Source organism: Actinacidiphila epipremni (assembly GCF_012034175.1).
Lineage (GTDB): Bacteria > Actinomycetota > Actinomycetes > Streptomycetales > Streptomycetaceae > Actinacidiphila > Actinacidiphila epipremni.
On sequence record NZ_JAATEJ010000011.1, the window covers coordinates 83,211 to 96,601 of the forward strand.

A 13,391-nucleotide genomic window follows, 5' to 3' on the forward strand; every position below is an offset into this window, starting at 1 on the left:
ATCACCGTGCCTTCGTGCCCGCCGGGCCGGCCGCGGGCGCGGCGGGCTCGGACGGGTCGTAGTCGACCGGCAGCTTCGGCGCGGGCGCGCCGGAGGGCGGCACCCGGAGCGTCTTGAGGGCGAACTGCATGACCTGCTTGAAGACCGGTCCGCAGATGGAGCCGCCGTAGTAGCTGCCCTTGGTCGGGTTCTGGATGACGCAGGAGATGGTGACGCGCGGGTCGTCCGCGGGGGCGAAGCCCATGAAGGAGGCGGTGTAGCCCTTGTACGTGCCGGTTTTCGGGTCCACCCGGTTGGCCGTACCGGTCTTGCCCGCGACGCGGTATCCGTCGATGCGGGCGTTGATGCCGGTGCCCTGCTCGCTGCCGACCACCGACTCCAGCATCTGCGCCAGCGTCGTAGCGGTCCTGGCGCTGACCACCCGGGTCTTCTTCGGCGCCGGGGCCGGGACGAAGCGGCCGTCGGGGCCGGTGACCCCGCGGATGAGGCTGGGCTGGACGCGGACGCCGCCGTTGGCGACGGTGGCGTAGACGGAGGTGGCCTGCAGGGCGTTGAGGGACAGGCCCTGGCCGAAGGGGATCGTGTACTGCTGCGAGGCGTTCCAGTCCTGCGGCTTGGCGAGGATGCCGGGGGTCTCGCCGGGGAAGCCGATGCCGGTGGGGTCGCCGATGCCGAACTTCTTCAGGTAGGAGTAGAGGACCTGGTTGGCCTGGGCCTGGGTCTTGCCGAGCTGCCCGGTGGCCTCGATGGTGCCGATGTTGCTGGACTTGGCCAGGACGCCGTTGAGGGTCAGGTACCAGGTGCCGTGGTCGACGTCGTCGTGGAAGATCCGGTCGGCGCGCGGCAGGGTGCCGGGCACGACGACGTGGGTGGTGGGGGTCGCGGTGCCGGTGTCGATGATCGCGGCCATCGACATGAGCTTGCTGACGCTGCCGGGTTCGTACGCGTCCTGCATCGCGGCGTTGCCGAGGGCGGCGGGGTCGGCGTGCGAGAGGTCGCCGGGGTCGAAGCCGGGGGCGTCGGCCATGGCGAGCACCTGGCCGGTGCGGTTGTCCATGACGATGACGTAGCCGCGGTCGGCCTTGGACTTCGCGACCTGGGCGCTGATGGCGCTCTGGGCGGCCCACTGGATGTCACGGTCGAGGGTCAGCTCGACGTCGGAGCCGGGGACGGCGGGCTGCTGCTGGACGCCGGCGGTGGGGACCTGGCGGCCGTTGGACTGGGCGTAGCGGATCTTGCCGTTCTTGCCGGCGAGCTGCTTGTCGAACATCGACTCCAGGCCGCCGCCGCCCTTGCCCTGGCTGTCGACGAAGCCGAGCACACCGGCGGCGAGGTCACCGCCGGGGTAGACGCGCTTGGTGTGCTGCTCGTCGAAGACGCCGGCCAGGACGTTGGCGCCGGGGTCCTTGACGGCCTTGGCGGCGAGTGCCTTCTTCAGGTCGGAGATCTGGCTCCACACCTGGGGCGACTGCTGGCGGGCGATGATCTGGTAGCGCGAGTTCGGCGTCGAGAGCTGCCGGGCGATGGTGGTGGCGTCGCCGCCGACGATCGGGGCGAGCAACTCGGCTGCGCGGGCCGGGGCGTCCTTCGTCTTGGCCTGGGCCGGGGTGAACAGGTAGGGGTCGGCGGTGATGTCGTACGCGTCCACGGTCGTCGCGAGGGCGACGCCGTCCCGGTCGGTGATCGTGCCTCTGTCCGCCGTGACGTCGTGGGTGACCCAGCGGTTGACGGCGGCCTTGGCGCTGTACGCGGACGCGTCCACCGCCTGCACTTGCAGGAGCCGCACGACGAAGATGCCCATCACGAGGGTGAGTGCGACGCCGACGAGCCGCAACCTCGGCCGTGGCCGCCCGAGCCGCACGACGCGCTGCGCCTGCCTCTGCCGCGGAGCCCGCCCCCCTTGCGCCCGAGGCCGCCGCATCCCCTCTCCGCTCACCACGCACCCCCGAGCGCCTCTACGCTCCGGGCTGCCCCGTCCTGCAGTCGCGCGACCTTCCGCCAGTTCATGGCTTGTCGCGCAGTTCCCCGCGCCCCTGAAAAACGCGAACCCTCACGCGCAAGCGCAGCCCGAAAAGGCGCACGTCTGCGCAGCACGTCGCCCCCCAGCGGCGCGTGGGGGTACCTCCCAGGCGAAGCTCTGGGGGAGAACGGAGCGAGCAACCCACCGGCGACGGAAGATCGCGCGACAGCAGAACGAGGCAGCCCGGCGCGCAGGGGCGCGGGGAACTGCGCGACAAGCCCACCACGGGCGGACGGTCGCGCGGTCACAGGACGGGGCAGCCCGGGGCGACGGGTCAGGGGCAGAAGCATGGTCACCTGCCGGTCGGAGGAGCGGTCGTCGGGGTCGCCGGGGTGGTCCCCGGCGGGGTGGTCGGGGGCGGCGTGGTGGCCGGCGGGGTGGAGGGGCTCGCCGACGAGGCGGTGGGCTTGGGGCTCGGCGGGGGCGGCGGGGCCGTGGCCCGCTGCGGCGTGCCGAGGACAGAGCCGTCCGGCGCGAGGAACGCCGGGTTCCCGCCGGGAACCATCCCGAGCTCCCGCGCCCGGCTCTCCAGAGAGCCGGGCGCCCCGTACTGGTCGACCTCCTGCTGAAGCTGCTGCTGCTCGTCCGTATACCCCGTGGTCTCCTTCTGCAGCTTGTTGAGCTGGAACGAGTCACGGTTGACCGCCGCGTTGAGCAGCAGCAGCGAGATCAGGCCACCGGCGAGCAGGGTCACGACGAGGATGACGAACGGCGTACGCGCGGCGGTTGCGCCGCCCGCCCTGCGGACCGGGCTCATACCGCCTCCTCGCGGATGCGTTCCGCGCCCCGCAGCCGCGCCGGCGCGGCCCTGCGGTTCTCAGCCACCTCGTCCTCGCCGGGCAGCTCCGCCCCGCGGGTGAGCAGCTTCAGCCGCGGCTGGTAGCGCTCGGGCACCACGGGCAGCCCCGGCGGAGCCGTACTGCTCGCGCCGGCCGCGAAGACCTGCTTGACCAGCCGGTCCTCCAGCGAGTGGTAGGAGAGCACCGCGATCCGGCCGGCCACGGCCAGCGCGCCGACCGCCGCCGGGATCGCCCGCTCCAGGACGGCCAGCTCCCCGTTGACCTCGATCCGCAGCGCCTGGAACGTACGCTTCGCGGGGTTGCCGCCGGTGCGCTTGGCGGCCTGCGGCAGCGCGTCCCGGATGAGCTCGACGAGCCGCGCGCTGGTCGTGAACGGCTCGCGCTCGCGCTCCCGTACGACCGCGTCGACGATTTTGCGGGCGAACTTCTCCTCGCCGTACGTGCGCAGGATCCGCACCAGCTCGCCGGGCGGGTAGGTGTTGAGGACCTCGGCCGCGCTCATCCCGGTCGTCTGGTCCATCCGCATGTCCAGCGGCGCGTCCTGCGCGTACGCGAAGCCGCGCTCGGCCTCGTCGAGCTGCATGGAGGACACGCCCAGGTCGAACAGCACGCCCTGCACGCGCGGGATGGACAGCGACGCCAGCACGTCGGGCAGCTCGTCGTAGACGGCGTGGACGAGCGTGGCGCGGTCGCCGAACGGGGCGAGGCGCTGCGCGGAGAGCTTGAGCGCCTCGGGGTCGCGGTCCAGGGCGACCAGCCGGGCGGCGGGGAATGTGCTCAGCAGGGCCTCGCTGTGCCCGCCGAGGCCGAGCGTGGCGTCCACGACGACCGCGCCGGGCTCGGCGAGCGCGGGCGCGAGCAGGTCGAGGCAGCGCCGCAGCATCACCGGGACGTGCCGCGGCGGTGGCGGCTGCGGGGTGGTGTCGCTCATGGGGCCGGCCCTTCTCGGACGGTGCGGGCGCGCGGCCGGTCCCGGGAGGACCGCGGCCGGCGCCGGGGGTGGACGTAGAACCTGGTCCCCGCCCGCTCGGCAGAAACGTTCCCCTGGCACCGGGGAAGTGGTGCCAGCCGAACCGTGGAGCGGGAGGAGGCCGAGCCGTACGTCCGCGCGGGTGAGGACGGGTGAAGGGGTGCGCGCGGGGCAGGTCCGCGCTCACAGTAATCCGGGCGGGACCTCCTGTGACAGCGCCGAAAAGGTGTCCTCCTGGGCGGCCAGGTACTCCGTCCAGGCGGTCGCCGACCAGATCTCCACCCGGGTGTTGGCCCCGATGACCGCGCAGTCGCGCACCAGTCCGGCGTATTCGCGCAGCGGCTGCGGCACGGTGACCCGGCCCTGCTTGTCGGGGACCTCGTCGTGCGCGCCGGCGAACAGCACCCGCAGGTAATCCCGCGCGGAACGCGAGGTCAGGGGCGCCGCCGACAGATGCTCGGTGGCCGCCCGGAAGCCCTCCAGCGGCCACACGCACAGGCAGCGCTCCTGCCCGCGGGTGATCACCAGGCCGTCGGCCAGCGGCTCGCGGAACCGGGCGGGCAGCACCAGCCGGTGCTTGTCGTCCAGGCGCGGGGTGTACGTCCCGAGGAACATCGCACCTCCCGCAGACGCTTTCCGGACGGCCCGGGGCACCACTTCGCGCCACTTTACTCCACCATGCCCCACGGTCAACGGCGGCGCGGCGCGGGCGCGTCACCCTGCCGAGCGACCCCCGGCGCACCGCGCGGACACGTGTGGGTTACGTCACACGCCACTGGAATGGCGGCGGATTCCGCCGTTTCGTCGGAACTCACAACAGGTCGTGCGGGGGTGCGGGCCTTACCGTCGAGACATGTCGATATCTGCTGGATCCTCGGGATCCGACGTATCCCCCGCCCCCGGCGGTCCGGCCGAGCCCGCGGGAGCCGGCGTCACGGCCACCGCCTCGGTCACCGACCGGCTCGTCCAGGCCAACGAGGAGTACGCCGCCGCCTTCGAGGACCCGGGCATGGACGCCCGCCCGGTCCTCCAGGTCGCCGTGGTCGCCTGCATGGACGCCCGTATCGACCTGCACAAGGCGCTCGGCCTGGCGCTGGGCGACTGCCACACCATCCGCAACGCCGGCGGCATCGTCACCGACGACACGATCCGCTCACTGGCCATCAGCCAGCGGGCGCTCGGCACCCGTTCGGTCGTGCTGATCCACCACACCGGCTGCGGCATGGAGACCATCACCGAGGACTTCCGTGCCGAGCTGGAGGCGGAGGTCGGCCAGCGCCCGACATGGGCGGTGGAGTCCTTCACCGATGTCGACCAGGACGTCCGGCAGTCGATGGCGCGGGTGCGGACCTCCCCGTTCCTGCGCCACACCGACGACGTCCGGGGTTTTGTCTTCGACGTGCACACCGGCCGGCTGCGGGAAATCACGAATTAATAACGGCAGCCGAGTGACGACGGGCGCCGCGTAAGGGAAGAATGCAGGGTGCGGACACCGCTCTCCGGCGACGGCGGGCGGTGGCGCACTTCGGGGAGGGCCGGTCCAGGGATGACCGTGTCCCGCGGAACATGGCCTAGGAGCACCGGGTGACGACCTTTGACGCACGCACCAGCCTCACCGATCTGACCACCATCGCGGACCGGGTGCGCCGCAGCGTGGAGAACGTGATCGAGGGCAAGCCCGAGGTCGTGCGGGTGGCGCTGACCGTGCTGCTGGCGGAGGGCCATCTGCTCATCGAGGACGTGCCCGGTGTCGGCAAGACGATGCTGTCCAAGGCGCTGGCGCGGTCCATCGACTGCTCGGTGCGGCGCATCCAGTTCACCCCCGACCTGCTGCCCTCCGACATCACCGGCGTGAGCGTCTTCGACCAGCAGCAGCGGGACTTCGAGTTCAAGCCCGGCGCGATCTTCGCGCAGATCGTGGTGGGCGACGAGATCAACCGCGCCTCGCCCAAGACGCAGTCGGCGCTGCTGGAGTCGATGGAGGAGCGCCAGGTCACCGTCGACGGCACGACGTACGAGCTGCCCAGCCCCTTCATGGTCATCGCCACCCAGAACCCGGTGGAGATGGAGGGCACCTACCCGCTGCCCGAGGCGCAGCGCGACCGCTTCACCGCCCGGGTGTCCATCGGCTACCCGAACCCCGAGGCCGAGCTGAAGATGCTGGACGTGCACGGCGGGGTCTCGCCGCTGGACGACCTGCAGCCGGTCGCGCACGCCCACGAGATCGTCAAGCTCATCGAGGCGGTGCGGCAGGTGCATGTCGCCGACCCGGTGCGGCGCTACGCGGTCGCCCTGGTCGGCGCCACCCGCGACCACCCGGACCTGCGGCTGGGCGCCTCGCCGCGCGCCACGCTGCACCTGATCCGCACCGCCCGGGCCTCGGCGGCCCTGGACGGGCGGGACTTCGTCCTCCCCGACGACGTGCAGGCGCTGGCCGCCGCGGTGCTGGCGCACCGGCTGCTGCCGACCGCACAGGCCCAGCTCAACCGGCGCACCCCGGAGCAGGTCGTGGCCGAGATCCTGCAGCGGGTGCCGGTGCCCGACCCGTCGGCGGGCCGCCGCCCCGGCATGCCGGGCGCCCGGGGGCTGTGATGTCCCACCCCGCCGCCGGCGGGTACCCGCCGCCCCCGCCACCGCCGCCGTCCGCGGCACCGCCGCCCGCCCCGCCGTACGCGCCCACCGCACCGCCGCCGCCCGGGCCGCCGCCGCGGACCGGCGGCTTCCGCACCGCGCTGGGCGGCCTGACCACCCGGGGCCGCTCCTTCGTGGCCGCGGGTGTCGCCGCGGCGATATGCGCGTACGTCCTCGGGCAGCCCGACCTGCTGCGGGTCGGGCTGCTGCTCGCCGTGCTGCCGCTGGTGTGCGTCGCGGTGCTCTACCGCACCCGCTACCGGGTGGCCGGCAGCCGCCGGCTGTCGCCCTCCCGGGTGCCGGCGATGTCCGAGGCCCGGGTGCATCTGCGGGTCGACAACGTCTCCCGTATCCCCACCGGCCTGCTGATGCTCCAGGACCGGGTGCCGTACGTCCTCGGTCCGCGTCCGCGGTTCGTGCTGGACCGGGTCGAGCCCGGCGGCCACCGCGAGGTGTCCTACCGGGTCCGCTCCGACCTGCGCGGCCGGTATCCGCTGGGCCCGCTCCAGCTGCGGCTCAGCGACCCGTTCGGGATGTGCGAGCTGACCCGCTCCTTCAGCGCGTACGACACCCTCACCGTGGTGCCCAAGGTCGAGCCGCTGCCGCCGGTGCGGCTGGCCGGCGAGGCCAACGGGTACGGCGAGAGCCGCACCAGGGCGCTCGCCTTCGCCGGTGAGGACGACGTCATCCCGCGCGGCTACCGGCACGGCGACGACCTGCGCCGGGTGCACTGGCGCTCGACCGCCAAGTACGGCGAGCTGATGGTGCGCCGCGAGGAGCAGCCGCACCGGGCGCGCTGCACGGTGCTGCTGGACACCCGCGACTGGGCCTACTTCGGCTCGGGCCCGGACTCGGCCTTCGAGTGGGCGGTGTCGGCGGCGGCGTCGGTGTCCACCCACATGCTGGAGCGCGGCTACGCGGTGCGGCTGCTGACCGACACCGGCAGCAGTGTGCCGGGCCCGGAGGGCACGGCCGGGTTCGCCGGCGACTCGTCCGACATGGCCGGCGTGCTGCTGGACACCCTCGCGGTGGTCGGGCACTCCGACGGTGAGTCGCTCGCCGCCGCGTACGACGCGCTGCGCAGCGCCAGCGAGGGGCTGATCGTGGCGATCCTCGGCGACATGGACGAGGAGCACGCCACGAGCGTGGCCCGGATCCGGCAGCGCGCGGGCGGCGCGGTGGCGTTCGTGCTGGACAGCGACGACTGGGTGGCGCGGGACGCGGCGGGCCGGCTGGTGCCGGTCACCGACGCCTCGGCGGTGCCCGAGCAGAACGACGGGACGCGGCGGGCGGTGCGGATGCTCCGCGAGGCCGGCTGGACCGTGGTGGAGGTCGGGGCGGGCGACGCACTGCCGGAGCTGTGGCAGCAGGCCGACCGGTACCGGCAGCGGGAGGGGTCGGCGGACGACCCCGGGTCACGGCACGATGCGGGGGCGACGACATGAGTGGACGTGCGCGGCTGACGATCTTCGCGGCGCTGGCCTCCCTGATGGCCGCCTCGGCGCTGCTGCCGCTCGCGACCCCGCGCGGCTGGTTCGTCAAGGCGGCCTTCTGCGTGGTGCTCCAGGCCGCTGTCGGCGCGGGCGCCCGGCGGGTGCCGCTGCCCCGGCCGCTGACGGTGGTGGCGCAGGCGCTGGTGTCGCTGCTGGTGCTGACGCTGATGTTCGCGCGGGCGCAGGCGCTCGGCGGGCTGCTGCCCGGCCCGACGGTCTTCCGGCAGTTCGGGCAGCTGGTGCAGGACGGCATGACCGACGTCACCAACTTCGCGATCCCCGCGCCGGTCACGCCCGGCATCCGCTTCCTGCTGGTCGGCGGCGTCGTCGTGATCGGGCTGGCGGTGGACGCGATAGCGGTGACGTACAACAGCGCGGCTCCGGCCGGGCTGCCGCTGCTGGCGCTCTACGCGGTCGCGGCCGGCCTTGAGGAGGGCGGCAGCCAGTGGCTGTACTTCCTGGTCGCCGCCGCCGGCTATCTGCTGCTGCTGCTCGCCGAGGGCCGCGACCGGCTCTCGCGCTGGGGCCGGGTCTTCGGCGGCGCGCCGCGGCAGGGCGGCTGGTCGGGGCCCGGCGGCGACAGCGGCGGAGCGCCGCTGGCACCGGTGCGCACCGGGCGGCGTATCGGGGCGATGGCGCTGGGCATCGCGCTGATCCTGCCGGTCGCGCTGCCGTCGCTGAGCGGCGGCCTGCTGGACGGCAAGGGCGGCGGGGGCGGTGACGGCCTCGGTACGGGAAACGGCAATGTGACGGCGGTACGGCCCGAGGTCGCGCTCCAGGACTACCTGAACCAGCCCGACAACCGCGAGGTGATGAGCTACCGCACCAACTCCGCCGACGCGGCGGGGATGTACCTGCGGATCGTCGCCCTCGACCAGTTCGACGGCACCCAGTGGTCGGCCTCCAAGGACGACAAGCTCGACATCCCCCCGCAGCTGCCCACCCCGCAGGGCCTGGCGCCCGAGGTGCCGTACACCACCGTCACCACGACGGTCACGGTGGACCGGGACTACGCGCAGGGCTGGCTGCCGATGCCGTACCCGGCCGCGAGCGTGCGGGCCGAGGGGAACTGGCGCTACGAGCCCGAGGGCCGGATGGTCATCGGCGCCGGCGGGCAGACCACGTCCGGCATCCACTACCAGGTCACGAGCCTGCAGCTGGAGCCGACCGCCGCGCAGCTGGCCGCGGCGCCGCCGCCGGGCAAGGAGATCGCCGACAAGTACGAGAAGGTGCCGGACTCGCTGCCGGCGGTCGTGGCGCAGACCGCCCGGCAGGTGACGCGCGGCGCCACCACGGACTACCAGCGGGCGCTCGACCTCCAGCAATATTTCACGTCGGGCGAGTTCGTCTACAACACGCAGGCCAAGTCCGGGACCGGGGTCGACGCGATAGCGCGCTTCCTGCAGACCAAGGAGGGCTTCTGCATCCACTTCGCCTTCACCATGGCGGCGATGGCCCGCACGCTGCACATCCCCGCGCGGGTCGCGGTCGGCTTCACGCCCGGCTCGCTGACCACGTCCGGGACGATGTCGGTGGGCCTGAAGGACGCGCACGCCTGGCCCGAGCTGTACTTCGAGGGCATCGGCTGGACGCGCTTCGAGCCGACGCCCTACCGCGGCACGGCGCCGTCGTACACGGTCTCCACCAGCCCGGCGGGCGGCGGTGAGACGCCCGACCCGACGCAGCACGGCGGGGCGGCGACCGCCCGGCCGGCGCCGACGCAGTCCGCGCAGTGCGCCGACCACACCTCGGCCGACTCCGCCACGTGCGGTTCCGCCGCCGCGGCGGGCGGTGGCGGCTCGGGCGGCAGCGGCCCGGACGCGCTGCGGAACGCCGGTCTCGCGCTGCTGGCGCTGCTGGTCCTGGCGGTGCCGCTGCTGCCACTGGCGTGGCGCAACCGGGTACGGGCCCGGCGGCTCGGCGGCGGGCGGCGCGAGCAGGGGGCCGGGGCGCCGGTCCTGGCCGCGTGGGAGGAGGTGCTGGACACCGGGTGGGACTACGGGATCACGCCGGACGAGTCCGAGACGCCGCGGCGGGCGATGGCCCGGCTCACCGCGGAGGGCGGGCTCGGCGGCAGCGCCGCGCAGGCCGCGCACCGGCTGGCCTCGGCGGTGGAGCGCACCCTCTACGCGCCCGCCCCGCACCCGGCGACGGGCCTGGCCGCGGACGCCCACGCCGTACGGGACGGCCTGCACGCCGCCGCGGGGCGCGGCACCCGGCTGCGCGCCCGCTTCCTCCCCCGCTCCTTCGCCCGCGTCCTGTGGGCCACCTCGGCCCGCACGACCGCCCTCTCCACCCGCCTGACCCTGACCTGGTCCCGCCTGACCACCCCACTGCGCCGCCGGCTGACGCGCGAGGCGTCATAAGCGACTCCCCGCCCTCAGCGCGGTTCCCCCGCCACGCAGGGGGCTGTGAAGGGGCGCGGGGAACTGCGCGAGCAACCGGGGACGGCGGATGGTCTGGCAACAACAGACGCCCCCTCCGGGGCAGCAAAAAGCCCCGCCGGGCGACCCCGGCGGGGCAAGCCTTCGGCGGAACTCAGCGGCCCTGCTGCTCGTCCCTGCGGCGCTGCCACCGCTCCTCGATGCGGTCCATGACCTTGCCCTTACGGGGCTGGTGGCGGCGCCCGATGCGGCGCACCCGGCCGTCGGGGCCGAGCGGCGGCGGAGGCTGGTCCAGCGGCCTGGCCGCCTTGCGCCAGCCGGTGACGGCGAGCACCGCGCAGGCCAGCATCACCAGGAAGCCCGCGACACCGAGCCACGTCAGCTTGGCGATCATGCCGCCCATCAGCAGGGCGACACCCACCAGGAACCCCGCGACCGCCTGGTAGACACGGCGCCGGGTGAAGGTGCGCAGCCCGGTTCCCTCGAGCGCCGACGCGAACTTGGGATCTTCGGCGTACAGCGCTCGCTCCATCTGCTCGAGCATGCGCTGCTCGTGCTCCGAGAGCGGCACGGAGACCTCCTCTTCGTCGGCCGCCGCGAGGCGACCGCTCCGACCCTTTCAGGATAGGCAGGGAATCGCCCCCGTGACACCCGCCCCTGTGCGCCAATCCGACGGGTGCTTCCTTCCCCGTCCTCAGTCGCGTCATGCCAGCATACGGTCATGAATGGCGCCACGGGCGGGCCGGTGACCGACGGCCCGCCCGGCCGGTGACCGACGGCCCTCGCGGGAGGTGACCGACGGCTCTGCCCGCCGGGGACCCGCGGCCCTCGGGGGCGGGACCCGCGGCCCGCTCAGCCGCGCTCGGCGAGCACGTGCAGCTGGGTGGCCACCGCGTGGAAGCCCGGCTCCTGCGCGGCGGCCAGCTCCAGCCGCAGCAGCGCGTCCAGCGCCCCCGGCTCGGTGTCGACCAGCACCCCGGGCACGAGGTCGGCGAAGACCCGCACACCGTGCACGGAGACCGTGCGCAGCCCCGCGTCGGCGACCAGTCCCGTCAGCTCCTCGGTGGTGAAGCGGCGGGGCAGCGAGTCGCCGCCGCCCCAGCGGCCGTCCGGGTCGCGCAGGGCGTGCTGCGCCTCGGCGAAGTGGCCGGCGAGCGCGCGGGCCAGGACGGCGCCGCCGCGCCCGGCGGCGAGCAGGCTGAGCGCGCCGGCCGGGCGCAGCGCCCCGGCGACGTTGCGCACGCCTTCGGCCGGGTCGTCGACGTACTCCAGGACGCCGTGGCAGAGGACCATGTCGTAGCCGCCGGCCTCGACGACGTCGAGCAGGCCCTGCGTGTCGCCCTGCACGCCGCTGACCCGGTCGGTGACGCCGGCCTCGGCGGCGCGCCGCTCCAGGGCGAACAGCGCGTCGGGGCTGGGGTCGACGACGGTGACGCGGTGGCCGAGGCGGGCCACCGGCACCGCGAAGTTGCCGGTGCCGCCGCCGGTGTCCAGCACGTCGAGGACCGGCCGGTCGGCGGCCTTGGCCCGTCGCTCCAGCGCTTCGCGCAGCACCTCCCAGACCACGGCGGTACGCAGGCTGGCTCGGGGGCGCATCGGGTCCACCCCTCCTTGACGGGACATGGCGGACGGCTCCTCGCGAGGCGGTGACGTAACGGCTGGCCCCAACTCTAGGGCGTGCCGGGCGCACCCTGCCGCGGCGGCGCCCCGTCGAGGGCCGGGCGCAGCAGCAGCATCCGCTCCACCAGCCGCAGGAACATCCGCACGTCACGCAGCAGGTCGTCGGCGTCCCGCGCGGAGGCGGCGCCGGCTATGCCGGCCTCGGCCCGTGCCCTGCGGTCGGCGCCCGCGGCGAACAGCGCGCTCCATTCGGACAGCTCCGGGGCGATCTCCGGCAGCACCTCCCAGACGCTGCGGATCCGGCGCCGCCGGCGTGAGCTCTCCTCGGGCCTGCCCCGGGCGGCGAGCACCGCGGCGGCGGTGCGCAGGGCGGCCAGATGAGCGGTGGCGTACCGCTCGTGGGGCGCGTCCAGCCCGGCGGCCTCGGCGAGCCCGAGGTGCGCCTGGGTGAGCAGGTCGAGGGCGGCGGGGGACGCGGTGGCGCGACGCAGCACAGGGTGGACGTCGCTGAGCGGTACTGCCATGGCGAGCCTCACTTTCTCCGTACGTGTGTCCGTACGCCCCATAGTGGGGCCCACCACTGACAATGCGTGTTGACCTGCGGATTTCACCTTCCTCGCAGGGATTTCTGTCGGTTCTTCCTCGAAGATCGGCACTCGCGGCCCGGCCGGCTGCGGCAGGATCGGGCCATGAGCACCACACGACGCCAGGCCACCCGCCGCAAGTTGTACGCGGCGGCCGTCACTCTCATCGCCGAGCAGGGTTTCTCCGCCACCACCGTCGACGAGATCGCCGAGCGCGCCGGGGTCGCCAAGGGCACCGTCTACTACAACTTCGCCAGCAAGAACGACCTGTTCGAGGAGCTGCTGCGGGACGGCGTGGGGCGGTTGCGGGACGCGCTGCGGCAGGCGGCGACGGCGGTGGTGGCGCGCGGCGGCAGCCGGGTGGACGCGCTGGACGCGATGATCCACGCCGGGCTGACCTTCATCGTCCGCTACCCGTCCTTCACGCAGCTGTACGTGGCGGAGCTGTGGCGTACCAACCGGGCCTGGCAGGACACGCTGACGCTGGTGCGCCGGGAGGCGGTGTCGGTGGTCGAGGAGGTGCTGGCGGCGGCGGTCGCGGCCGATGAGCTGAGCGACGAGATCGATGTGCCGCTGACGGCGTCCGCGCTGTTCGGGATGGTGCTGGTGGCGGCGCTGGACTGGCAGGCGTTCCAGCCCGAGCGCAGTGTCGACGACGTGCACGCGGCGCTGTCGCGGCTGCTCCAGGGCCGGGTCGGCGGGGCGCTGGGCGGGCCCGGGCTGCGGGTCTGAGGCGCGGGTCCGAGCTGCCGGCCTGAGCTGCCGGGGCGCGGGTCCGGGGGCGCGGGGGCGCGGCGGGGCCGCTGCGCCGTCCCGGTCCGGCCCGCCCTCCGGACCGTTCCGGACCGGGACAGCGCGGCCCCCATGCCGACCCCCGTTGACGCCCGGG

General features: G+C 74.2%; 12 protein-coding genes. 5 read left to right on the forward strand and 7 right to left on the reverse strand.

The genetic code is table 11. The annotated features are described in order from the left end of the window. Position 1: 1 nt before the first annotated feature. The 4 genes from HCN08_RS15845 to mraZ form a co-directional block, all read right to left on the reverse strand. Positions 2–1,921: a peptidoglycan D,D-transpeptidase FtsI family protein gene (locus HCN08_RS15845; RefSeq protein ID WP_167983720.1), complete on the reverse strand. Its 1,920-nt coding sequence runs from the start codon at positions 1,919–1,921 to the stop codon at positions 2–4. Between the two features lie 391 nt (positions 1,922–2,312). Further along, positions 2,313–2,777, reverse strand: coding sequence for a hypothetical protein (locus HCN08_RS15850; protein ID WP_167983721.1), 465 nt, complete (start codon positions 2,775–2,777; stop codon positions 2,313–2,315). Continuing rightward, positions 2,774–3,751, reverse strand: coding sequence for a 16S rRNA (cytosine(1402)-N(4))-methyltransferase RsmH (gene rsmH / locus HCN08_RS15855; protein WP_167983722.1), 978 nt, complete (start codon positions 3,749–3,751; stop codon positions 2,774–2,776). Before rsmH ends, HCN08_RS15850 begins: the two co-directional genes overlap by 4 nt. 222 nt (positions 3,752–3,973) lie before the next feature. Further along, entirely contained in the window at positions 3,974–4,405 is a 432-nt protein-coding gene (gene mraZ, locus HCN08_RS15860) for a division/cell wall cluster transcriptional repressor MraZ (protein WP_167983723.1), read from the reverse strand. 238 nt (positions 4,406–4,643) lie between these two features. Here mraZ and HCN08_RS15865 point away from each other — a divergent pair, with 238 nt between their 5' ends. The 4 genes from HCN08_RS15865 (at position 4,644) to HCN08_RS15880 (ending at position 10,280) form a co-directional block, all read left to right on the forward strand. Continuing rightward, entirely contained in the window at positions 4,644–5,225 is a 582-nt protein-coding gene (locus HCN08_RS15865) for a beta-class carbonic anhydrase (RefSeq protein ID WP_167983724.1), read from the forward strand. Positions 5,226–5,374: 149 nt separating this feature from the next. Next, positions 5,375–6,382: an AAA family ATPase gene (locus HCN08_RS15870; RefSeq protein ID WP_167983725.1), complete on the forward strand. Its 1,008-nt coding sequence runs from the start codon at positions 5,375–5,377 to the stop codon at positions 6,380–6,382. Continuing rightward, the gene (locus tag HCN08_RS15875) at positions 6,382–7,866 is read left to right on the forward strand and encodes a DUF58 domain-containing protein (protein WP_167983726.1); all 1,485 of its coding nucleotides are present in this window, start codon (positions 6,382–6,384) and stop codon (positions 7,864–7,866) included. Before HCN08_RS15870 ends, HCN08_RS15875 begins: the two co-directional genes overlap by 1 nt. Further along, the gene (locus tag HCN08_RS15880; protein ID WP_167983727.1) at positions 7,863–10,280 is read left to right on the forward strand and encodes a transglutaminase TgpA family protein; all 2,418 of its coding nucleotides are present in this window, start codon (positions 7,863–7,865) and stop codon (positions 10,278–10,280) included. Before HCN08_RS15875 ends, HCN08_RS15880 begins: the two co-directional genes overlap by 4 nt. A gap of 172 nt (positions 10,281–10,452) precedes the next feature. Here the strand turns inward: HCN08_RS15880 and HCN08_RS15885 are convergent, their stop codons facing one another. From HCN08_RS15885 to HCN08_RS15895, 3 genes are all read right to left on the reverse strand, one after another. Next, positions 10,453–10,869 carry a DUF3040 domain-containing protein gene (locus HCN08_RS15885; RefSeq protein WP_167983728.1) on the reverse strand — a complete coding sequence of 139 codons (417 nt, stop codon included), beginning with the start codon at positions 10,867–10,869 and terminating at the stop codon, positions 10,453–10,455. 281 nt (positions 10,870–11,150) lie between these two features. Further along, positions 11,151–11,921: a methyltransferase gene (locus tag HCN08_RS15890; RefSeq protein WP_167983729.1), complete on the reverse strand. Its 771-nt coding sequence runs from the start codon at positions 11,919–11,921 to the stop codon at positions 11,151–11,153. Between the two features lie 47 nt (positions 11,922–11,968). Continuing rightward, positions 11,969–12,442: an SAV_6107 family HEPN domain-containing protein gene (locus HCN08_RS15895; protein WP_407648786.1), complete on the reverse strand. Its 474-nt coding sequence runs from the start codon at positions 12,440–12,442 to the stop codon at positions 11,969–11,971. 165 nt (positions 12,443–12,607) lie between these two features. Between HCN08_RS15895 and HCN08_RS15900 the strand changes: the two genes are divergently transcribed. After that, a complete protein-coding gene (locus HCN08_RS15900) occupies positions 12,608–13,234 on the forward strand; it encodes a TetR/AcrR family transcriptional regulator (RefSeq protein ID WP_167983731.1) in 627 nt (208 codons plus the stop codon). The last annotated feature ends 157 nt before the right edge of the window (positions 13,235–13,391 follow it).